19 protein-coding genes and 1 pseudogene are annotated in these 21,021 nt (G+C 64.3%); 12 read left to right on the top strand and 8 right to left on the bottom strand.

The window, feature by feature from the left end; all coding sequences use genetic code 11:
• Positions 1–81: 81 nt before the first annotated feature.
• The 3 genes from ACQCS0_RS17040 to ACQCS0_RS17030 all read right to left on the bottom strand — a co-directional run bounded on the left by ACQCS0_RS17040 (position 82) and on the right by ACQCS0_RS17030 (position 2,977).
• Entirely contained in the window at positions 82–816 is a 735-nt protein-coding gene (locus ACQCS0_RS17040; protein ID WP_354155266.1) for a GAF and ANTAR domain-containing protein, read from the bottom strand.
• A gap of 108 nt (positions 817–924) precedes the next feature.
• Positions 925–1,617: a TrkA family potassium uptake protein gene (locus tag ACQCS0_RS17035; protein WP_354224621.1), complete on the bottom strand. Its 693-nt coding sequence runs from the start codon at positions 1,615–1,617 to the stop codon at positions 925–927.
• On the bottom strand, positions 1,610–2,977 hold the full coding sequence (locus tag ACQCS0_RS17030) for a TrkH family potassium uptake protein (protein WP_426940235.1): 1,368 nt from the start codon (positions 2,975–2,977) through the stop codon (positions 1,610–1,612). The genes ACQCS0_RS17035 and ACQCS0_RS17030 overlap by 8 nt, the downstream gene beginning before the upstream one ends.
• Positions 2,978–3,121: 144 nt before the next feature.
• On the opposite strand from ACQCS0_RS17030, the gene ACQCS0_RS17025 reads away from it, so the two are divergent.
• Both ACQCS0_RS17025 and ppsA read left to right on the top strand, forming a co-directional pair.
• Positions 3,122–3,940: a pyruvate, water dikinase regulatory protein gene (locus ACQCS0_RS17025; protein ID WP_426938835.1), complete on the top strand. Its 819-nt coding sequence runs from the start codon at positions 3,122–3,124 to the stop codon at positions 3,938–3,940.
• A 151-nt stretch (positions 3,941–4,091) separates the two neighbouring features.
• Positions 4,092–6,485 (top strand): phosphoenolpyruvate synthase, encoded by a 2,394-nt coding sequence (gene ppsA / locus ACQCS0_RS17020; RefSeq protein WP_426939923.1) that lies wholly within the window; start codon positions 4,092–4,094, stop codon positions 6,483–6,485.
• A gap of 74 nt (positions 6,486–6,559) precedes the next feature.
• Here the strand turns inward: ppsA and ACQCS0_RS17015 are convergent, their stop codons facing one another.
• The 4 genes from ACQCS0_RS17015 to ACQCS0_RS17000 all read right to left on the bottom strand — a co-directional run bounded on the left by ACQCS0_RS17015 (position 6,560) and on the right by ACQCS0_RS17000 (position 9,348).
• Positions 6,560–7,534, bottom strand: a complete 975-nt coding sequence (locus ACQCS0_RS17015) for a hypothetical protein (RefSeq protein WP_426938833.1) — start codon at positions 7,532–7,534, stop codon at positions 6,560–6,562.
• Positions 7,535–7,708: 174 nt separating this feature from the next.
• Positions 7,709–8,110 (bottom strand): VOC family protein, encoded by a 402-nt coding sequence (locus ACQCS0_RS17010; protein WP_104063759.1) that lies wholly within the window; start codon positions 8,108–8,110, stop codon positions 7,709–7,711.
• 22 nt (positions 8,111–8,132) lie between these two features.
• Positions 8,133–8,558: a helix-turn-helix transcriptional regulator gene (locus ACQCS0_RS17005; protein ID WP_426938832.1), complete on the bottom strand. Its 426-nt coding sequence runs from the start codon at positions 8,556–8,558 to the stop codon at positions 8,133–8,135.
• Between the two features lie 169 nt (positions 8,559–8,727).
• Entirely contained in the window at positions 8,728–9,348 is a 621-nt protein-coding gene (locus ACQCS0_RS17000; protein ID WP_426938831.1) for a TetR/AcrR family transcriptional regulator, read from the bottom strand.
• Positions 9,349–9,638: 290 nt separating this feature from the next.
• Here ACQCS0_RS17000 and sigK point away from each other — a divergent pair, with 290 nt between their 5' ends.
• The 9 genes and pseudogenes from sigK to ACQCS0_RS16955 all read left to right on the top strand — a co-directional run bounded on the left by sigK (position 9,639) and on the right by ACQCS0_RS16955 (position 18,035).
• Positions 9,639–10,220, top strand: coding sequence for an ECF RNA polymerase sigma factor SigK (gene sigK, locus ACQCS0_RS16995; protein ID WP_426938830.1), 582 nt, complete (start codon positions 9,639–9,641; stop codon positions 10,218–10,220).
• Positions 10,221–10,382: 162 nt separating this feature from the next.
• Positions 10,383–10,766 (top strand): cupredoxin domain-containing protein, encoded by a 384-nt coding sequence (locus tag ACQCS0_RS16990; RefSeq protein ID WP_354155275.1) that lies wholly within the window; start codon positions 10,383–10,385, stop codon positions 10,764–10,766.
• 44 nt (positions 10,767–10,810) lie between these two features.
• Positions 10,811–11,239: a hypothetical protein gene (locus tag ACQCS0_RS16985; protein WP_426939922.1), complete on the top strand. Its 429-nt coding sequence runs from the start codon at positions 10,811–10,813 to the stop codon at positions 11,237–11,239.
• 184 nt (positions 11,240–11,423) lie between these two features.
• On the top strand, positions 11,424–12,194 hold the full coding sequence (locus ACQCS0_RS16980) for a CHRD domain-containing protein (protein ID WP_426939921.1): 771 nt from the start codon (positions 11,424–11,426) through the stop codon (positions 12,192–12,194).
• A 146-nt stretch (positions 12,195–12,340) separates the two neighbouring features.
• Entirely contained in the window at positions 12,341–12,907 is a 567-nt protein-coding gene (locus ACQCS0_RS16975; RefSeq protein ID WP_426939920.1) for a class F sortase, read from the top strand.
• A 42-nt stretch (positions 12,908–12,949) separates the two neighbouring features.
• Entirely contained in the window at positions 12,950–13,402 is a 453-nt protein-coding gene (locus ACQCS0_RS16970) for a cupredoxin domain-containing protein (protein WP_354155279.1), read from the top strand.
• A 207-nt stretch (positions 13,403–13,609) separates the two neighbouring features.
• Positions 13,610–16,156: an AMP-binding protein gene (locus ACQCS0_RS16965; RefSeq protein ID WP_426939919.1), complete on the top strand. Its 2,547-nt coding sequence runs from the start codon at positions 13,610–13,612 to the stop codon at positions 16,154–16,156.
• A gap of 440 nt (positions 16,157–16,596) precedes the next feature.
• Positions 16,597–17,526, top strand: a pseudogene (locus tag ACQCS0_RS16960) (transposase); the annotation flags it as partial.
• Positions 17,424–18,035 carry a transposase gene (locus tag ACQCS0_RS16955; protein WP_426939918.1) on the top strand — a complete coding sequence of 204 codons (612 nt, stop codon included), beginning with the start codon at positions 17,424–17,426 and terminating at the stop codon, positions 18,033–18,035. The pseudogene ACQCS0_RS16960 and the gene ACQCS0_RS16955, both read left to right, overlap by 103 nt.
• A gap of 154 nt (positions 18,036–18,189) precedes the next feature.
• Here the strand turns inward: ACQCS0_RS16955 and ACQCS0_RS16950 are convergent, their stop codons facing one another.
• Positions 18,190–18,630 carry an AraC family transcriptional regulator gene (locus ACQCS0_RS16950; protein ID WP_354155282.1) on the bottom strand — a complete coding sequence of 147 codons (441 nt, stop codon included), beginning with the start codon at positions 18,628–18,630 and terminating at the stop codon, positions 18,190–18,192.
• 554 nt (positions 18,631–19,184) lie between these two features.
• On the opposite strand from ACQCS0_RS16950, the gene ACQCS0_RS16945 reads away from it, so the two are divergent.
• Positions 19,185–20,990, top strand: a complete 1,806-nt coding sequence (locus tag ACQCS0_RS16945; protein WP_426939917.1) for a hypothetical protein — start codon at positions 19,185–19,187, stop codon at positions 20,988–20,990.
• Positions 20,991–21,021: the final 31 nt, after the last annotated feature.

Genomic DNA, 21,021 nt, shown 5'->3' with positions numbered 1-21,021 from the left:
CAGCCAGGCCCGGACCAGGTTGCGTGTGCACACTGAGCCCGGCTGAAATTCAGGCTGAGCGCTGGACGGGGCTGACTACGCCTACTTGTCGAAGTAGGTGGTGGCTTCCTCGCCCGAGACCTTCCGGACGATCTCGTCGGCCACGTCCCGGAGCTTCTGGTTCCGGTGGCTGGAGACGTTCATCAGGATGGACATGGCCTCGGACTGGCTGCAGCGGTTCTGGGCCATGATGATTCCGCTGGCAAGGTTGATGGCGGTGCGGCTCATCATCGCCGCGCTGAGGTCATCCGCGGCGCTTTCGGCGGTTCCCACCCTGACGGCCAGGCGGACGGCGCTGCCGGCGACGGCGGCGAAGCTGGCTGCCTCGGTGATGGTGTCCTCTGTGAACACGCCGGTGGACGGCGCGAAGAAGTTCAGGACTGCGGCGGCGTTTTGACCCAGTTCAAGGGGGACGCCCAGGGCGCTGTGGATGCCCTCCTCCATCAGGCGTTTCTGGTAGGTAGGCCAGCGCGTGTCAGTGCGGACATCGGCCAGCAGGACAGGGGTGGCCGCCTTCAATGCTGTGAGGCACGGCCCTTCGCCCACGGCCTGTTCGATGCGGTCCAGCTGGATGGCCCGCTCGGTGCTTCCGCCCACCGTTGCCGTCTTCCTGGCGAGCTTGAGGGTGACCCCGCATTCCACCGTGGCGCCGGCGCTGCGGCTCAGTGCGGATGCGGCGATGATGGATAGCCCGCCCAGGAAGTCGGCCACCGATCCCGTGCCGATGATCAGGTCCTGCAGCTCAAGGAGCAGTTCGTGTTCGGGCGAATTGGTCATGCCCAAATCTAGGCCGAACGCAGGGTGCCCACAAGTTGACGGCGGTGATCTCGCAACCTGGCTGGTCCGCTGATGTCGCTGCGGATCTTGAAGTCACACGTGCGGCTTTCAGGTGAGGGTGCTGAATTTTTCGGCTTGGGTTTTGCTGCCCTGGACTATGATCTGGTCGTCGTCGTAGAGGACCGTCTGCGCAGTGGTGTGGCCCCACGTGCCGCCGAGGCGTTTGACGGCGACGACGGTGATCCCGTATTTGTCGCGGAGCCCGAGGATTCCGAGCGGCCGGTCCAGGGCCTGGCTGGGTGGGCTGGTGCGGATCATCACAAAGTCGTCTTCGAACTCGACGTAATCCAGGATGCCACCGCGGACCAGGTGCGCCACCCGTTTACCCATGTCATGCTCGGGACGGATGACATGCTCGACGCCGAGCTGGCCAAGGATTTCCGCGTGGGGTTCCGAGATGGCTTTGGCCCAGATCTGTGGTCCCTGGAATTTCAGGAGCCGTGAGGTGGTGAGGATGCTGGCTTCGATGTCTGATCCGATGCCCACCACGGCGCGGTCGAATTCGTGGACGGAAAGCTGGCGGAGGACTTCCTCCTTGGTGGCGTCGGCGCGGACCACGTGGGTGAGGCGGCCGTTGAAGGACTGGACGATGTTTTCGTCCGCGTCAATCCCCAGTACCTCCGTGCCTTGCGCTTCCAGTTCCAGGGCGAGTGCGCCGCCGAAGCGGCCCAAGCCAATGACGGCGACGGACCCGGCCTGGGCGAGGCGTTCCGAGCCGCGGGAGAAGATTTTCCTAGCCAATGAGGGGCCTTTCTTTGGGGTATTCGAACAGGACCGGGCGGGTGCGGACTGCCAGGGCCACTCCGAGGGTCACCGGGCCGAGCCGTCCGATGAACATCAGCAGTATCAGCACGATCTGTCCTGCCGGGGGCATCGCCGCGGTGATGCCGGTGGACAATCCGACGGTGGCGAAAGCGGAGATGACTTCAAACAGAATCTTTTCCTGCCCGAAATCGGTGATCAGCATCAGGAACATGGTGGAGCCCATGATCAGGGCAAGGGCGAGCAGGACCACGGCGATGGCCTGGCGGTGGACTGCGCGGGAGAGCCGCTTCGCAAAGATGTTCACGGCGGTGTCGCCGCGAAGTTCTGTTGTGAGGATAAAGAGCAGGACGGCGAAGGTGGTGATTTTCAGGCCACCGGCAGTACCCGCAGGTCCGCCTCCGATGAGCATGAGGATGTCCATGCCCAGCCAGGAGACGGGATGCAACTGGCTGATGTCCACGCTGTTGAAACCGGCCGTGCGGGTAATCACAGACTGGAAGAACCCCGCGAGGAGGCGTTCACCGGGGTGAAGGGCGCCCAGGGTGGCCGGGTTGGCCCATTCCACGGCTGTCAGGAACACGGTTCCGCTGACCAACAGGACTCCGGTCCCGGCCAGCACCAGTTTGGTATTCATGCTCCAGTGGACCGGGGTGCGGTATCGGCGCCGCAGTTCGAAGAGGACGGGGAAGCCGAGACCTCCGATAATCACGGCCAAGGCGATGGGCAGGCATACCCACGGGTCACCGGCGAAGCCCATGAGGCTGTCCGGGTACAACGCGAACCCGGCATTGTTAAAGGATGAGACCGAGTGGAAGACCCCGTGCCAGAGGGCCTTGTCCAACGGGTAGTTGTAACCCTCCATGAAGCGGGCCGTGAGGATCCCGGCGAGCAGGAGTTCCGTTGCCGCGGTGACGGTCAGGACGCCCAGCAGGACCCCCCGGACGTCGCCGAAGCCGGTGCTCTTGGTTTCGGCCGCTGAGGTCATACGGGACCGCAGCCCCAGCCGGCGGGCCATCAGTACTCCCAGCAGCGTGCCGAAGGACATCACGCCGAAGCCGCCCACCTGGATGAGGACCAGGATCACCACGTGCCCGAAGCCGGTCCAGAAAACGGGGGTATCCACGGTGACCAGGCCGGTGACACACACCGCGGACGTCGCGGTGAACGATGCTTCCAGAAAGCTGGCACCGCCGGGGCCTTGTTTAGCAGCCGGCAGCATCAACAACCCCGTACCGATGGCGACCGCCGCCGCGAAGCCCAGGACAATTACCTGGGCCGGGTGTTTAGGCGTAAACGCCCGGGCGGCTTCACCGGTGCGGGACGTCGCGGCTCCCAGGGCCGCCCAAAGACGCCCGGTCACGCAGAGATTCTTCGCCATACGGCGGGCAGGACATGCATAGCGTCACGTTATCACCGCCAGGGCGCTCCCCTCGGTCATGCCAATACCGGACCGGGGCCGTCCTTCGTGGAGAATGCGTTCATGACCAATCATGAGATTCGGCCTGTCTACTTCCTTTCGGACAGCACCGGCATCACCGCGGAAACGCTCGGCAACACCCTGTTGACCCAGTTCCCCGCCAATAACTTTGACCGCATCACGGTCCCGTTCATTACCACCGTCGAACAGGCCAGGACCGTGGTGGGCACCATCGACAAACTGGTCGCCACCGGTCCGCGGCCCATCGTCTTTTCCACGGCCGTCAGCAGCGACATCAGGCAGGCCATTGCAACGTGCCGGGGGATCATCGTGGATCTTATCGGGATGCATGTGGGACAGCTGGAGGAGGCCCTCGGGTCCCAGGCCAGCCATGAACCCGGCAGGGCCCACGGCCTTGGCAACGCGGAGCGGTATCAGTCCCGGATGGCCGCCGTCGAGTACGCCATGGAACACGACGACGGCCAGAGCCTGCGGGCGCTGGAAAAGGCGCAGGTCATCCTGGTGGCCCCGTCCCGCTGCGGAAAAACGCCCACCACCATGTACCTGGCGCTCCAGCACGGCATCTTCGCCGCGAACTTCCCGCTGGTGGACGAGGACTTTCAGCGGGAAGGGCTGCCCAAGCCACTGCGGCCCTTTGTTGAGAAGTGCTTCGGGCTGTCCTCCAACCCCCTTCGGCTGAGCCAGATCCGCACCGAACGGCGCCGCGGCTCACCCTACGCGTCGCTGCGGCAGTGCGGCTTCGAGCTGCGCAGCGCCGAGCAGTTATACGTTTCCCACCGGATCCCGTACCTGAATTCGGCGACGGTCTCCGTGGAGGAAATGGCCGCCACCATCCTGCAGCGCATGAACCTCAAGCATTAGGGAAAATTTTCACAAGCCCTATGTGGCGCACATCATGTTGGAAGAGCGCTCTGAACCTGTCACTGTAGACAGGATTCGCGCCCACCAACCGGCTACAGCCGCGAGCGGGGCGGCGCCCCCGCATGCCATCATCTGCAAAGGAGCAGCAACCATGACGACAGACATACTGTGGTTCTCAGAACTCGGACTCAAGGACCTGGACCGGGTAGGCGGCAAAAACGCCTCCCTCGGGGAGATGGTGCAGAACCTGACCTCCGCCGGCGTGCAGGTCCCGGACGGCTTCGCCACAACAGCGGACGCCTACCGCAGCTTCCTGGCTGACTCGGGCCTGGACCGGAAGATCGTGGGCCGGCTGGTTGGCCTGGACACCGATGACGTGACGGCCCTCGCCGCGGCCGGCCAGGAAATCCGGACGCTGATGCGCGAGACGCCCTTCCTGCCGGACTTCGAGGCGCAGATCCGGAACTCCTACCAGCAGCTGGTGGACAAGCACGGGGGCTCAGAGGACCTGTCCTGGGCCGTCCGTTCCAGCGCGACCGCGGAAGACCTCCCGGATGCCTCCTTCGCCGGTCAGCAGGAAACCTTCCTGAACGTCCGCGGCATCGAGAACATCCTGATCGCCATCAAGGACGTGTTCGCCTCCCTCTACAACGACCGGGCCATCGCCTACCGCGTGCACCACAAGTTCGAACACGCCGAGGTGGCACTCTCCGCCGGCATCCAGCGGATGGTGCGCTCCGACGTCGGGGCCTCCGGCGTGATGTTCACCATGGATACCGAGTCCGGTTTCCAGGACGCCGTGTTTGTCACGTCCTCCTACGGACTGGGCGAGGCCGTGGTCCAGGGCGCCGTGAACCCGGATGAGTTCTACGTCTACAAGCCTGCGCTGCAGGCCGGCCGCCCTGCCATCCTCAAGCGCGGCCTGGGCGAGAAGGCCCTCCAGATGACGTACACGGAGAGCCGCGAGATCGGCCGCACCATCGACTTCGTGCCGGTGGAGGCTTCGCTCCGGAACCGCTTCAGCCTCAGCGACGAGGACGTCGAGCAGCTCGCGCGGCACGCCGTCGCCATTGAGAACCACTATGGCCGCCCCATGGACATCGAGTGGGGCAAGGACGGGATCGACGGCGGCCTGTACATCCTGCAGGCACGCCCGGAGACCGTGCAGTCCCGCCGGGCCGCGGGCAGCCTGAGCCGTTTCCGCCTCAACGGAACCGGCCGGGTGCTGGTGGAGGGCCGCGCGATCGGCCAGCGGATCGGTGCCGGCAGCGTCCGGATCCTGACCGCGATCGACCAGATGGCCGCCTTCAAGACCGGCGATGTCCTGGTCGCGGACATGACCGACCCGGACTGGGAACCGATCATGAAGCGGGCCTCCGCCATCGTCACCAACCGCGGCGGACGCACGTGCCACGCGGCCATCATCGCCCGCGAACTGGGGATTCCCGCCGTCGTGGGCACCGGAAGTGCTACGGATGCCCTCACCGACGGCCTCGAAGTGACCGTCTCCTGCGCCGACGGCGAGACCGGCACCATCTACGAAGGGCTCCTGGACTTCAGTGTCGAGGAAACCGCCATCACCGAGCTGCCGGAGGCCCCGGTCAAGGTCATGATGAACGTGGGTACGCCGGAGCAGGCGTTCACGTTCGCGCAGCTGCCCAACCACGGCGTGGGCCTGGCCCGGCTGGAATTCATCATCAACCGCCAGATTGGCATCCACCCCAAGGCGCTACTGAACCTGGACAGCCAGCCGGCTGACGTGGCCGCGGAAATCCGGGAACGGATCGCCGCCTATGACAGCCCTCGCGAGTACTACATCAAGCGGCTGGCCGAAGGCGTGTCCACCATCGCGGCGGCCTTCGCCCCGCACCCGGTGATTGTGCGCATGTCCGACTTCAAGTCCAACGAGTACGCCAACCTCACCGGCGGACCGGCTTACGAGCCGCACGAAGAGAACCCGATGCTCGGCTTCCGCGGCGCCTCACGCTACCTGGAGCCCTCCTTCCGGGACTGCTTCGACCTCGAGTGCGAGGCCCTGTCCTTCGTCCGCAACGAGATGGGCCTGACCAACGTCAAGCTGATGATCCCGTTTGTGCGGACCCTGGACGAGGCCCGCGGCGTCATCGAGCTGCTGGCGGAGAACGGCCTGGTCCGCGGCGAGTACGGCCTCGAGGTGATCATGATGTGCGAGATCCCCTCCAACGCGCTGCTGGCGGACGACTTCCTGGATTACTTCGACGGCTTCTCGATCGGCTCCAACGACATGACCCAGCTGGCCCTGGGCCTGGACCGGGATTCCGCGATCGTGTCGGGCGGCTTCGATGAACGCGATCCTGCCGTCAAGAAGCTCCTGAGCATGGCCATCAAGGCCTGCAAGGAGCGCGGTAAATATGTGGGCATCTGCGGCCAGGGTCCCAGCGACCACGCGGACTTCGCCGAGTGGCTGGTCGGGGAAGGCATCGATTCGGTCTCCCTGAACCCGGACACCGTGGTGGATACCTGGCTCCGGCTCGCCGGCACAGCAGTCACCGCAGACGCGAGCTGAACGTAAGCCGGACCTGGCGCTGCGCATATTCCTTGGCGACACCTAAATATCGGTGGCGCCAGGGAATATGCGCGTCAGGGTCGGGTTTGCGCGTCGAAAACGGCAGAACGCGTACGACGGCGGGGCACGCCGGCCGCTGCCAGCATGCGTTCCAGCTTCCCGGGCTCCGTCAGATCGGCCCAATCCCACCTGACCACGTTGAACCCAGCGGCCCGGATTCGGTTCTCGCGCTTCTTCTCCTCCACCACAGCCTGCGACGCGGTCCGGCCCTTAAGGAACTCGGGTTTGACGTACTTCTCCACACCATCGAATTCGCCAACGACCCTGGCCTGTTTCCAACAGAAGTCCGTGTAGCCCACCAAACCGGCCTCATCGGAAATAGCCTGCTGCAGGACCGGGGCTTCGAAACCGGCCACATGGATCAGTGCGCGGCTGAAAGACTCGCCAGCCGATCCCGAGGCGTGATCCGCGAACTCGATGGCCGCCCGAATTCTTCGCCCCGCCGCAGCGGAATACCACGTTCCGATGCCCGCCTCCAGTTCAGCCTTGGTCACGGCAGGCAGCCGCAGGATCCGGTCTGGTCGAAGCACATGGTCCAGGGGAGCGACAGCTTCGGTGAACGGCGTGAACGCCGCCAGATCCAGGACCGTGCGGATGCGGTCGGTGACCAGCAGGCCCTCCCGGCGGGCCACGATCAGACCCGCCGGCGCAGCAAAGTGACGGCGGACTCCGGCACGTGACCGGCCGCCGTCGTTCTTCACAGCGAGGGCCTGGACCGGGTGGTGCAGGCCAATGGTGGGAATTTCCCACACGCTGGCGGCAGAGTGCCTGGCGAAGACCGTGGGTTTCTCGAACGTTTCCGCAGCTGCCTGGACGCGGAGCCGATATTGTTCCCACGGCTTCAGCCCTTTCCAGGTGGGCCCGTCGGTGTAGACGCCGTGGCGGACGCGGACCAGGTTGCCGGCCTTCACCCGCCTGGCAAGCTCATTCGGGGTCAGCCCATGAAGGACGCGGTCGCGGGACAGGACAAGCTGCGGAAGGTCTCTCATATACCGACGTTGCCAGCTGCGCATCCGCTGGGGGAGAGGCCGGGGCGGCTATGTGGAGAAGTGCTGGCGACGCGCTTGTTCGTTTTCGACCCGCAGCTACCCTGGCGCACCCGGAAAATGGACTGCGTATTGGAATATGGGCGTCGGTAGCGAAGTTGCGCGTCGCACAGAACGTCAGCCCTGGTTGATGCGGATCATGTTGCCGGACGGGTCGCGGAAGGCGCAGTCGCGTGGCCCCCAGGGCTGGACGATGGGTTCCTGGAGGACCTCGGCGCCGGAGGCCCGGGCGGCCTCGAAGGCGGCGTCGAGATCGTCCGTGCTGAACACGAGCATGGGCATAACGCCCTTGGTGACCAGCTCCTGGATGGCGTCCCCGTCGGCCTGGGAGCGGCCGGCGTGCGGCGGGGACAGGACAATCTCAAGATCGGGTTGGGCAGCGCTGCCCAGGGTGACCCAGCGCTGGCCGTCCGAGCCGACGTCGTTCCGGACTTCCAAGCCAAGGGCGTCGCGGTAGAACGCGAGGGACTCATCGAGATCGTTGACGGTGACGTGTGCGTACTTCAATGAAATGTTCATGGGTCACACGCTATGTCAGTGGCTATGAAGAAGCTTCTTCAATCCTGCTCGGCTTGCGCGCGGGCCGGGTGTGCTGCCGGGCGATGCATGAGGGCATCGCATTCACAGCGTGGTGTTCGCGGGCCCGGTAGGCGCTGGGCGTCATGCCGACGATCTCGGTGAACCGCGAGCTGAACGAACCCAGGGAGGTGGAGCCCACTTCCATGCACGCGTCGGTCACGCTGGCACCGGCGCGCAGCAGCGCCATGGCGCGTTCGATCCGCCGCGTCATGAGGTAGTTGTACGGCGTCTCGCCGTAGGCGGCCTTGAACCGGCGGGAGAAGTGCGCCGCTGACATGAGCGCGCCGGCGGCCATGGTGGGCACGTCGAGTGGCTGGGCGTACTCGCGGTCAATCAGGTCGCGCGCCCGGCGCAAGTGGGCCAGGTTAGCCAGCTCCTGCGGGTTCATGGGGCAATTCTAGTAGGGCCATGCGGCAGCTTCACGGATCCCGTCTTCGGTACGTGGCAGGCCCAAGGTGCCGGGTCTGGCCGCAGGGACTATGCGCCGGCGGGCGGCCCGGGCCGCCCCGGGATTACCGGACTCCCGACCACCACTGAATAGCACATCCCAGCCGCGATCAACGGCTGGTGCGGGAGTTGTGGAAGGCGACGTCAATGAGGATTTCCGCTGCTGCGCGGGCTTGGCGGGCCGGTTCTGCGCTGGCGGAGATCGCCGCTGTTGTGATTGCCCCTTCCGCCAGTATGGCCAGCTGCGGAGCAAGCGCAGCGGGTGCTCCCGCCCCTGCGGCCAGCTGGGCCAGATAGTCCTGAAAGTGCTTCTTCTGTTCCCTGACGATGTCGGTGATGCGTCCGGATGCCCCTCCCACCTCACCAAAGGAATTGATAAAGGCGCACCCGCGGAATCCCTCTGATGTGAACCAGCTGGCCAGAAAGTCGTAAACCGCCAGAAGTTGTTCTCGGGGCTCCTGTGCTGCCTCGACCTGGGCGGTGACTCCGGTGGTCCAGATGTCCCTCCAGATGTGGAGGACGTCCTCCACGATGGCCTCCTTGGCCGGGAACAGACGGTACAGGCGCTTGAGCGAGACACCGGATTCGGCCCGCAGCTCATCCATCCCCACCGACGTGAACCCGCGGGCATAAAAGAGTCGGCTCGCGGCCGCGAGCACGAGCTCTCTGGCGGCGTCATCATCCGGCTTACCGGGGGCAAGGGCCTTCCCGACTGACTCGTGTGGAGACACAGAGAGTGTTTCTTCCTGTTCGCTTGCATGGACAACGATCGTTCTCTATTGTAAAGGTCAAGCTAGAGAACATGCGTTCTCTAGCTTGCTGAATAACCCGTTTGGCGCCTCTTCGCAGGCTCTGGCCGGTGAAGGCCACGATGCGCACGGTGCGAGGTGGGATCTGTCTCGACTAGGCCGAGGGCCCGGTTGCAGGCCCTGGTGACGGCTGGCCCGATTGCAATACCTGCTGGACCAGGGCTGCCCGCTGGGGGTGGTCGCACCTGACGGCTGAAGGCACGATGAACAGTTTGAAAGAGCCACAACTTCCCTTGTCCTCCGAGACGGCCAGGGATGCCCTGGCGCATCTCCTTGGCCGGACAGCGCAGGGTGATCATCAGGCGTTCAGCGATTTTTATGGTCAAACGTCGGCACGGGTTTTCGGCCTGGTCCGCCGCGTTCTCATCGATCACGAGCTAAGTGAGGACGTAACCCAGGAAGTTTTCCTCATGGTCTGGCAAACGTCGTCGAAATACAGCCCGATCGCGGGAAGCCCCATGGCATGGCTCATGACGATCGCGCACCGCAGAGCGGTTGACAGGGTCCGTTCGCAACAGAGCAGCCAAATCCGGGACAGGCGTTGGGCCGGCTATACCGAGAACACGGCTAATGACGAAGTATCCGAGACGGTCATCAACAGGATGGACGCCCAAACCCTTCACCAGAGCCTGGGTTGCCTGTCCCCGCTCCAGCGCGAGGCCATCGTCCTGGCCTATCTTGGTTGCCTGACCTACCGCGAGGTCGCCGAACGGCTCGCCACACCGCTGCCCACCATTAAGTCCCGCATCAGGGACGGCCTCTCGCGGCTCCGAGCGGAACTCGAACCGGCGTAGTCCGCCACTTCAGGCCTTGCTGCCGGCGCCCGGACCGCAGAGATGCCGTACCGGGCAGTCCGTGGCGCCGTCGGCGGCGAATAATCTGCGCGGGGTAGTTTCCTGACGTTCGCCACCGGGCGTGCGCGGAGGAACAACAACACGCCCGTCGAGGAGATTCTCATGAGAACCATCGATCGTGTTCTGGCCGTAGCTATGGCCGTGTCGCTCGCCGGCATCACCGGATGCGGGGTGCAGAGCGCACCCCCGGCCGGCAGCAGTACCTCCGCCCCGTCCCCTGATGCGCCGGGACAGTCCGGTGACGCCGTCGTCACCATCAGGGACTTCGCGTACGAAGTTCCGGCATCCGTAAAACCGGGAGCGACGGTCACGGTAACGAACGCGGACAGCGCCCCGCATACCTTCACGGCCAAAGACAACCGCGCTTTCGACGTCGAGGTCCCGGCAGGCGCGACTGTGATCCTTCAGGCACCGGCTGTTCCCGGTGAGTACGGGATTATTTGTACTTTTCATCCGCGAATGACCGGGACGCTGGTTGTGAAATGAACCGGCCGGAACTAAGCCCCGCCGCACGGAAGAACACTGTTTGGGTGTTGCGTGGCTGTGCCGCGGCGGCCCTGGTTATCAGTGCCGTGGTCCATGTCCAGCTCGCCCCGGGGTACCAGCAGGCCGCGCCCGGCGGTCTGGGGCAAGGCACCCTGTTCCTGGTCCAGGCGGGAGCCGCAGTGGTGGCCGCGGCGTTTGTGCTGTTCAAGGGTTCGCCGGCCGCCTTCGCGGCCGCCGCAGTGGTTGGGTTCTCATCCCTGGCCGCGGTCATCCTCTACCGGTACGTGCAGGTCCCTGCCCTCGGGCCGCTGCCTGCCATGTATGAACCCGTCTGGTATGCGGCCAAGGTCCTCACCGCGGTCGCCGAAGCAGCTGCGGGCGGGTTGGCTGTGGCCGGTTACGCCCTGCACCGGACGTGGTGGCCGGGATCGCCGCTAACTGCCCGGGGCCGCCGCAGGGCTGCAGCGGGCTGATCCAAGACGGGTCCCCTGTCCTGAGCAAGGCCAGCCGTAACCGGCCGAGCCGTGCGGAACGAAACATTGGTGTGTCCGGGTTCACATCCGTTCCCATCCTTTTCCGCTATGGCTCCGAAGTACCCGTGCCCCCTTCTTCGGGGGGCACCAACATCACACTCGCGTGTATGAGGAGATCTTTTCAATGAATAAGACACTTCGCTTTATGGCCGTCCCCACGCTGGCTTTGGCCGCACTGGCCCTTTCCAGTGCCCCCGCGATGGCAGCGGATCAGTCCTACCAGTCGACCCTGGGCCAGATTAACGGCAGCACGGGCTCGGGCACCGTCACTGTTGACGTTACGGGCAATCAGGCTCACGTTGTCCTGAATGTTTCGGGCCTGGCCGCGACTTTTATGGACGCGCCGTACCCGCACGTCCAGCACATCCACGGCGGAGCCAAGGGCACCTGTCCGGCACCGTCGGCCGATAAGGACGGCGACAAGGTCATTTCCACCACCGAAGGTGCCCCGTTCTACGGCGGAATCCTCACCACGCTCTCCACCAGCGGGGACACCAGCCCGGCAGCGGGCTTGGACCTTAAGGTCGCCGGGCAGGGTGCCTCCTACACCATTGACCGCACGTTCGAGGTGAACGCCGAAACCAAGGCCGCCCTGAAAGCCGGTACCGCCGTTGTTGTGGTCCACGGCCTTGACCCCGCCACCCTCAGCGCAGCCGGCCAGGCCGCCAAGTCAGACCTCGCGCCGACCCTGCCGCTGGCCGCGACGTCCCCCGCGCTGTGCGGTACCTTGACGGCCGGGCAGATGAAGATGCCTGCCGGCGGTGCTGACACCGGTGTCAGCCAGCAGGCAGGGAACGACGCCGGAGCCCTCGCCCTCGGCGGTGGCCTGGTCCTGGTCGCTCTCGCCGGTGGAGCGTACGCTGTGCGCCGCCGCAACGCCAACGCAGCAGCCTAAGCCCAGGCTGAGCGGATCACTACTGTGAGAACCAAGAACCACGGCCGCCGCGGGGCTTCCTGGCCCCCGCGTCGGCCGGGGTTCTGCTCCTGCTGGCCCTGGCTGGCTGCGCCGCCGGAACAGCGGGAACTCCCGAGGCCGGCGCGGTGCCTTCGGCCTCTGCCTCGTCTTCGGTGGCGGCCAGCCCGCCCTCGGCCACACCCGCCGTGCCGTCACCGGCTGCACCGGCGGCGGCTGCCCAACAGCTTCCGGTGTTGGGTGCTTCAGCTCCGGTCACCCTGAGCATTGCCTCGATCGGGGTCCGGACCGACCTGCTCCACTTGGGCCTGCGGGAGAACGGCTCCCTGGAAGTCCCGCAGGACACCGGCAGCGGCGCACCAGCGGGCTGGTACAACGGCTCACCAACCCCCGGCGAACGCGGGCCCGCCGTGATGCTGGGCCACGTCAACGCGCTCGGCGGCAACCAGGGTGTTTTCGCGGACCTCCGCAAACTCACACCCGGTACCGAGATCAACGTCTCCCGAACCGACGGCAGTACGGCCGTGTTCACCGTTGACCGCGGAGCCCTCTACAGCAAAAACGAGTTCCCCACCCTCGAGGTCTACGGCAACACCCCGGGAGCCGAACTCCGCCTGATCACCTGCGACGGCTACGACCCCGCCACCGGGCTCTTCGACGACAACTACGTCATCTACGCCAAACTCAAAGCCTGAAACGGACCTCGATTGATCCAGCAGCCGACGAAAGGTTTGACCATGAAGGAAAACAGCAGCACGCGTAAGTTTCTCGGACTGGCAGCGGCAGCAGCTTCGCTGCTGGCTCTGGCCGGTTGTGGAACCCCTGGCATGTCCGGGTCCGGCACCACTGCGGCACCGACTGTGACGGAACGATCAGCCTCAGCGGTGCCCACCACCCAAGCCCCCGCCCCCTCCAACTCCAGCCCCGGATCTTCGCCGGCCGCAGCCGCGGCAAAAATCCTGATCAAGGGCTTCAAATACCAGGGATCCGAAACCGTAAGCCCCGGAGCGACGATCAGCGTCGTCAACGAAGACGTAGAAGCGCACACCATCACCGCGGACACCGGCGCGGCGTTCGATACCACCATCCAAGCCGGCGCCGGCAGCTTCACCGCCCCGGCCGAGCCCGGAACCTACCCGTACCACTGCATCTTCCACGGCAACATGAAAGGCACCCTCACCGTGAAATGACACGTCAGCACAACCCGAGGGAACCTGGACATCACCACCCTTCGCGGCATTACCCGTCCGGCATTACCCGTCCGGTCTTCGCCCATTACGCCAGCAACCGTGGAAATAGGGCACACTTTGGTTTCTTAATTCACCCAAGCCCGGTGTACTGTTTTCGAGTTAGGTTCCCCTAATCTCCCCGAAGACACCTTATGGACCACCCGCGCTATGAGCATCCAACTTGACCTTCAACGCCTGCACTTTGCCGCCAACCTTGCGGACAACGGTGACAGGACTGCCGTTGCCACCAGCAATGGTGTCCTGACGTACCGGGAACTGGCTGACCGTGTTTGGGAGCTTGGCCGGCGCCTCGGCACCGAACGCCGGCTGGTGGCCCTGACGGCCGGTAATGACGTCGACTCGCTGGTGGGGTATCTGGCGGCCATGGCTGCCGGTCATCCGCTGATCCTCCTGCCCGCGGACAAGCCTGCCGCCCTGGAGTCCCTTGTCGCGGCCTACGATCCGGACGTTATCCTTCGTTCCGCAAACGGCCAGATGGTCCTGGAGGAGCGAAGGCCTGGCACCGGACATACTCTGCACCCAGACCTGGCGCTTCTGCTGAGCACCTCAGGGTCCACCGGCTCACCCAAGCTCGTGCGGCTGTCCTATCAAAACCTGCAGGCCAACGCAGAATCCATCGCGGAATACCTTGGCATCACCGAAGATGACCGGGCAATGACCACGCTGCCCATGTCCTACTGTTACGGACTGTCAGTGATCAACAGCCACCTGTTGCGTGGCGCCAGGCTGGTCCTGACGGATCTGTCCGTGGTGGACCCCTCCTTCTGGGATCTGTTCCGCATCGAGGGCGCCACGTCATTCGCGGCCGTTCCCTATACTTTCGAATTGCTCGAACGGGTGGGCTTCGCGGCAATGAATCTGCCCACGCTCAGGTATGTGACGCAGGCCGGCGGCAGGCTCGGCCCTGACCTGGTCCGGCGATACGCTGAACTAGGTGCACGGAGCGGCTGGGGCCTCGTTGTGATGTATGGCCAGACGGAGGCCACCGCGCGCATGGCATACCTCCCGCCGCGGCTGGCAAGTGCTTCGCCCGGCGCCATCGGAATCCCGGTCCCGGGCGGGGCGTTCCGGATCGACCCGGTCCCTGGACTGGAGGATGGGGAGCTGGTCTATTCCGGGCCCAACGTGATGCTGGGATACGCCGGGACGCCGGAGGACCTGGGCCTCGGGCGGACTGTGGATGAACTCCGCACCGGAGACCTGGCCCGCCTGAATGCGGACGGATTGTACGAGGTGGTGGGGAGGCGCAGCCGGTTCGTCAAGGTCGTGGGTCTCCGCGTCGACCTTGGGCAGGTGGAACGGATCCTTGCCGACCTTGGCATTCAGGCGGCGAGTGCCGGCACGGACCAGGGGCTCGTGGTCGCCGTCGAAGGTGAACACGACCCGGCGCTGGTGGGCAAACTCCTCGCCCAGGGCATCGGCCTGCCGCGCGCTGCCCTGGACGTCCACGCGGTGCAGGAACTCCCGCGGCTGGCATCGGGCAAACCGGACTACCCTGCCGTCCTGGCCCTCTCCCAGCAGGGCGGCCCCGCAGTTCAGGACCCGGCGTCCAGCGCTGTATCCGGGGCTGACCCGCAGGACAGCGTGGTGCGGATTTTTGCGGACACGCTGGAGCTGACTGACATTTCCGACGGCGACACGTTCGTTTCGCTCGGCGGGGACTCGCTTTCGTATGTGGCAGCGTCAGTGCGGCTTGAGCAGGCATTGGGACACTTGCCAACGGACTGGCACATCACCCCGGTGGGAGTGCTTGGGGCCCGGCTTGAGCAGCCACGGACGCGGAAGCGGAGAGGAGTGTTTGCCCGGCTTGAAACCAGCATCGTGTTGCGGGCGGCCGCGATTTTCCTGATTGTCAGTACCCATATTGGATTCCTGCACTGGCAGGGTGCCGCACACGTGCTCATGGCCGTGGCGGGGTTCAACTTCGCCCGGTTCCAGCTTGCCGGGGAGCGTGTGCCGCGGCTGCGGAAACAAGCCGCCAGCCTGGCCAGGGTCATCATCCCCAGCATGGCCTTCATCGGCTTCGCCTACCTGATCACCGACAGATACAGCCTGGCGAATATCGTCCTCCTCCACGCCATTATCGGACCCGAAGAGGTGACCACCCGCTCGCATTTCTGGTTCATCGAGGTGCTCTTCTACGTGTTGGCCAGCATGACGGCCCTGCTCGCCGTGCCCTGGGTAAGCCGTGCCGAAAAGCGCTTACCGTTCCTTTTTCCTCTGGTGCTGCTCGCCGCCGGGCTGCTCACCCGCTATGAGCTTTTTGAGCCGGGAATTCCGCACACCACGCCGGCGCTTTGGCTCTTCGCTTTGGGATGGGCGGTTGCCCGGGCCCGCCATATCCTTCAGCGAGGCGCCGTCAGTGTCCTTGCCGCTCTGACCATCCCGGGGTTCTTCGACAACCCCGCCCGAGAACTGACTGTCCTGGCCGGGATCCTCCTGCTCCTGTGGCTGCCCAGCATTCCCGTCCCGGCCGGGCTCCGGCGCCTCACCGTTCTGCTGGCCAGCGCGTCCCTGCACATCTATCTCGTGCATTGGCTGGTCTACCCCCTGGTGGTTGAGCTCAGCCCCGCCCTCGCCGTGGTGGCCTCGCTGGCCGCAGGCTCCGCGTACTGGGCACTCTGCAACTATGCGCCAACGGTCATCGGCCGCGCCAAAACCCGGTGGTTGAGCCCGTCGAAACCCGGTGCTTGAGCCTTCCCCGCCCGGTGATTGAGCTTGTCGAAATCAAACCGCTCCCGCCCAGTTGCCCTCCAAGAAACCACCGCAACCCCGGGACACACCGTGCTTTTGCGTGTCCAGGGCGGAGGAAGTGGGGAGGGACGTCCGACGGCGGCAGTCGCCCGCCTAGCCTTCAGGCCGGCAGTCGACGATGAAGTCTATGAGCGGCGTTGCGTCGTAGCCATAGCAAATGTATGGACGGTTTATTCACTTTTAATAGGGCGCTGATACGACGACGACGCCATCGAGGCCATCACACGCCCCGCTCTCGACAGTGGATTGTCAGCGGCTAGCCCGGGGTTTTCATGAGGGTGGTGCCCGCAGGGTGTGTTTAAGCGACGAAAGGTGCTTCTGAGCTGGGAAAATAGTGTTGTTGACGCACTTTTCTACCGGCTGAAAGAAGCACCTTTCTGATGTCCAAGATTACCGGAGTTTTCCCGTCCCTTCCTGTCGCCACGACGGGGCAGCAACTGGTCTCCCACGCCGGGCTGAATGTGGTGACGTCCCTTGTTGACGCGCTCGGATTCCGGGGCTTGTGCGAGGACCGTTTGGGCCAGTTCGTCCCCTCCGGGGCCCGCCATCGGCCCGGCACGATCCTGGGCTCGTTGGCGGTCATGCTCGCCGGCGGCGGGGAGCACGTGTCCGATCTGGATATTCTGCGGACAGGTGCGGGGGTCTTCGGGAAGGTTGCTTCGAACGCGACGATCTCGCGGTTCTTTGAGCGGACCGTGACCAACCCGGATCTCTTCAGCTACGGGTTCGCCACGTTGACGCGGGAGTTGCGTTCACGGGTGTGGGAGGCTGCCGGGGACCGGAACCCGGGCCTGAAGGCCACAGCGCTGGATCCGCTCATCGTGGACTTGGATGCCACCCTCGTCACCTCCCACAGCGACAAGGAAGAAGCCGTCGGCACATACAAGGGCGGGTACGGGTTCGCTCCCTTCATCGCCAGCGTCGATTACGGCACACTCAACGGGACCGGGGAGATCCTGGCGGCACTCCTACGCCCTGGTAATGCCGGGGCAAACAGCGCGGATGACCACATCAAGGTCTTCACCCAGGCCATCGCCCAACTCCCCGACGACTTCTACGACCAGCACGGAAAACTCATGGGTGAGAAAATCCTCGTGCGCACCGACAGCGCCGGGGCATCCCGGAAATTCCTGCACTACCTCGCATCGTTAGGGGTCCAGTTCAGTGTCTCCTACCCGGTCCCGGTGATGAAGACCCGCATGGTCGCGTGGATCGACGACAAGCAGTACTGGCAACCGGCACTGGACCAGACCGGCGACGAACGCAAGGACGCGTGGGTCGTCAACGCCACCGACGTCCTCGGGCTCACCGACTACCCGGCAGGGACAAACCTGTATCTGCGTGCCGAGCCGCTGCATCCCGGGGGCAGGCGACGCTGCTGGATGTGGACGGGCACCGGGTGACAGCGTTCCTGACCAACTCGCCGTCCTGGCACGGGCCCAGCCTTGATGCCCGGCACCGGGCCCGCGGACGGTGTGAAAACCGGATCAAAACCCTGAAGAACACCGGGCTCGGGAAGCTTCCGTTCTTTGACTTCCACGCCAATCAGGCCTGGGCAAACATCGCAGCATTGGCCATGAATCTGGTGTCCTGGCTGCAACTGACCGCGTTACCAACGGGCCACAGAGCCCGGGGATGGGACATGAAACGGTGGCGCTACCGGCTCTTCGCCACCGCCGGGAAACTCATCACCCGGGCACGGCGGACCCGGCTACTCATCCCCGACAAAGCCCCCGAAGCCGGCACAATCACCATGCTCCTGACCGCCGTTGCAGAGTTGAAAACCGGTCTCCGACAACGGGGCCGGCTCCTGGCCTGAAAGCCACCCGGCCACCCCAACAACGACCAGCGCGACCCATCGGAGACGTGGAACCCGACGCCCAACCAGCGACACCCGGCCCCACCAGCGCGCCCGAAACCAAAGAATCAACCCGGACGAGAATCAAACCGGGACCCGGAGGCCAGCCCGACCTTCATGAAAAATTCGGGCTAGGAAGAGGCTTCTTCAATCCTGCTCGGTTTGCGTGCGGGCCGGGTGTGCTGCGGGCGATGCATGGGGGTATCGCTTTCACGGCGTGGTGTTCGCGGGCCCGGTAGGCGCTGGGCGTCATGCCGACGATCTCGGTGAACCGCGAGCTGAACGAACCCAGGGACGTAGAGCCCACTTCCATGCACGCGTCGGTCACGCTGGCGCCGGCGCGCAGCAGCGCCATGGCGCGTTCGATCGGCCGCGTCATGAGGTAGTTGTACGGCGTCTCACCGTAGGCGGCCTTGAACTGGCGGGAGAAGTGCGCCGCTGATATGAGGGCCCTGGCGGCCATGGTGGGCACGTCCAGCGGCCGGGCGTAGTCACGGTCGATCAGGTCACGGGCCCGGCGCAAGTGGGCCAGGTTGGCCAGCTCCGGCCGTGTCATGAGGTGGTGATCGAGCTTGTAGAACCCCAGTGAACGCACGACGTCGTTAACCGGACTTTTGTGGAAAAGCTTGGCTATTTTTCGGCTTGTTTTAGGACCGCCTATGCGTTGTATTGCCGGAATACGGAGGTAGGGCTGGGAGCAGCTGAAATAGGACTGAAAAGCTCAGCGTTCCCCATGCTTTTGCATTGACTTGAAATGTTTCCAGTAAGTATGTTCATACCGACTTGCAGTGGCGGCATCGTCCCTCTAATCTAAGCTTTGACTTATAAATCTCCATCGAATGTTCTATGGAGACACATAAAAACATTTGGGGGAATGCCGTGGAACAGACCATTTTTAGTGAGTCCACAAAGGATGGAACACCGAGCGGAGCCGCGTCATTCTGCCCGGCGTGCGGGACGGCTCTCGCGCCGCGAGCACAATTTTGTGCGTCATGCGGTTCCCGTGTCCTGCTGACTGACCAAGTCAACCCGGGAGCTGCGCCTCCGCCCGCCCCCCAGCCCAGGACGCCGCGCAAGTCCTTCAAGCTGTCGCGGCGCCTGACAATTCTGTTGTCTGTGCTGGGCGTGCTCGCCATCGCGGGTGTAGTGGGCGCCATTGTGCTGACCAACATCCTGCGCGGTGGTGCGGACAGCCCCGAGCAGGCGGTCACGAAGTCCCTCGAGGCTGTGACCAACAAGGACTTGGTGGGACTCTTCACCATGGTGTCACCGCACGAGCGCGACGCGGTGATGCGGGTCCAGGATGCAGTTGTGAAGAAGGTCAAGGATGAGGGCATCGCCGACGCTGCCAAGTCCGTTTCCACGAAGGACAGCGCGGACGCAGGTTCAGAGCTCGTATTCGACGGCGTGGATGTGACGTTCTCGGGGATCAACCCCTCCGTCAGCCAGGTGTCCGAGGACGTTGCAGTGGTTCACATCAGCAGCGGCGAGATCAAACTGCACGTCGATCCGGCCCAGACCAAGGGCGCCATCCGTTCCTTCGTGGACAACTTTGAAAATGCTTCGGTCACAGACCAGACCTTGGACATCAGTGACCTGGGGCCGTCCAACTCCGGCCTGTCGTTACTGGCGACCAAGAAGGACGGGCGCTGGTACATCAACGTGGCCGGTTCAGTGCTGGAGGCTGTCAACAGCTACCAGGCAACACCGCGCGGATTTATCCCGGCGTCCAGCCAGACAGGCGGCGATAGCCCGCAGAGCGCAGCCAAATCGGCTGTCCAGGCGTCCCAGTCACAGACTGCTTCGCAGGTTGCGCCGTTCCTGGTCAAGGACGAAGCCAACATCCTGTACCTCTACGGGCATCTGTGGAACAAGGTCAACACGAGCTCCAGTTCCAAGTTTTCCTTTGGCAACGTGGACTTCACCGAAGGTCCCCGTGAAGGCAACCGGGCACAGGCCTACGTCAGCCAAATCAACGTCTCCACAGGCAGCAGTGACAAGTTCACTCTGACGGACAAGTGCTTCAAGAACAGTTCCTCCAGCCAGGATGGCAACTGCCTCAACGGTTCGGCCTACCAGACCAGTGGATATGGCTACGGCGAGATCAACTGGGTCAGTGCCCTCCTCTCGCACGATGGCAAGTTTGCCCTGACCACGGTAAATGAGGACGGCAAATGGCGGGTCAGCGTCCTGGACTCTGCGGCTGATCACCTGGTCAGCGCCGTGAAGAGCCTTACGCATGAGCAGTCACTGGCTGTGAGCAGCCTGGCGCGTTCGCAGGCTGCCTCAGGTTCGATCAGCCTGGGCGAGTCCAAGGACCTCGACTTCAACAATGCCGGGTACGCGGTGTCCACTCTCAAGCTGGAAGAGGCCACCAAGTTACAGCTTGAGAACAAGTCCACCCTTGGCGCGGTGAGGCTCTATTCCGCCGACGGCAAGGAGGAAAAGGGAGGCGTCGCCACGGGCGACTACAACTCCGTCACCTTCGAACCAGGTGAGTACAAGGTCATGGCCTGGGCGGGGAGCGAATTCCGGGATGCTGCCCGCACGGGCAAGAGCGCAGGGCTTAAGGGCAAGATCCACATCCTGGAATACGTGGAGCCGGCAACCATCAGTGGAAGCAAATCCGTTTCCAGCACGTACATCTCGTCGTCGTCAAAGAGCTTTAGCGTCACCGTGCCCACGGACCGGGCCGGCGCGCTCTTGCTGAAACCGACTTCCGGCACAAGCTCCGGCATCAAGATCGTAGCCACCATCAACGGAAAGAGCTATGACGTTGATCCCACTGTCGGGAAGAGCACAGGCATCCCCGTGGGCGTGGGAAGCCACACTCTCATGCTGGATGTGGAGTCCACATCCTCCAAGAGTTACTTTTCGGGCTACGCATACCTCGACCTGTCTTATGAGAACCAGTAGCCGGCGAAACAGCCGCTCCCGCACTTCCATC

This window comes from Pseudarthrobacter sp. S6, from assembly GCF_050156575.1.
Classification (GTDB): Bacteria; Actinomycetota; Actinomycetes; order Actinomycetales; family Micrococcaceae; genus Arthrobacter.
The sequence above is the reverse complement of the archived record's forward strand: the minus strand, read 5'-3'. Positions and strand labels throughout refer to the sequence as shown.

Excerpts from the sequence above, each read along its gene's own strand:
- ACQCS0_RS17040 (WP_354155266.1), bottom strand. The coding sequence starts at position 816 with ATGACCAATTCGCCCGAACACGAACTGCTCCTTGAGCTGCAGGACCTG.
- ACQCS0_RS17025 (WP_426938835.1), top strand. The coding sequence starts at position 3,122 with ATGACCAATCATGAGATTCGGCCTGTCTACTTCCTTTCGGACAGCACC.
- ppsA (WP_426939923.1), top strand. The coding sequence starts at position 4,092 with ATGACGACAGACATACTGTGGTTCTCAGAACTCGGACTCAAGGACCTG.
- ACQCS0_RS17015 (WP_426938833.1), bottom strand. The coding sequence starts at position 7,534 with ATGAGAGACCTTCCGCAGCTTGTCCTGTCCCGCGACCGCGTCCTTCAT.
- ACQCS0_RS17010 (WP_104063759.1), bottom strand. The coding sequence starts at position 8,110 with ATGAACATTTCATTGAAGTACGCACACGTCACCGTCAACGATCTCGAT.
- ACQCS0_RS17005 (WP_426938832.1), bottom strand. The coding sequence starts at position 8,558 with ATGAACCCGCAGGAGCTGGCTAACCTGGCCCACTTGCGCCGGGCGCGC.
- ACQCS0_RS16990 (WP_354155275.1), top strand. The coding sequence starts at position 10,383 with ATGAGAACCATCGATCGTGTTCTGGCCGTAGCTATGGCCGTGTCGCTC.
- ACQCS0_RS16980 (WP_426939921.1), top strand. The coding sequence starts at position 11,424 with ATGAATAAGACACTTCGCTTTATGGCCGTCCCCACGCTGGCTTTGGCC.
- ACQCS0_RS16970 (WP_354155279.1), top strand. The coding sequence starts at position 12,950 with ATGAAGGAAAACAGCAGCACGCGTAAGTTTCTCGGACTGGCAGCGGCA.
- ACQCS0_RS16965 (WP_426939919.1), top strand. The coding sequence starts at position 13,610 with ATGAGCATCCAACTTGACCTTCAACGCCTGCACTTTGCCGCCAACCTT.
- ACQCS0_RS16950 (WP_354155282.1), bottom strand. The coding sequence starts at position 18,630 with ATGACACGGCCGGAGCTGGCCAACCTGGCCCACTTGCGCCGGGCCCGT.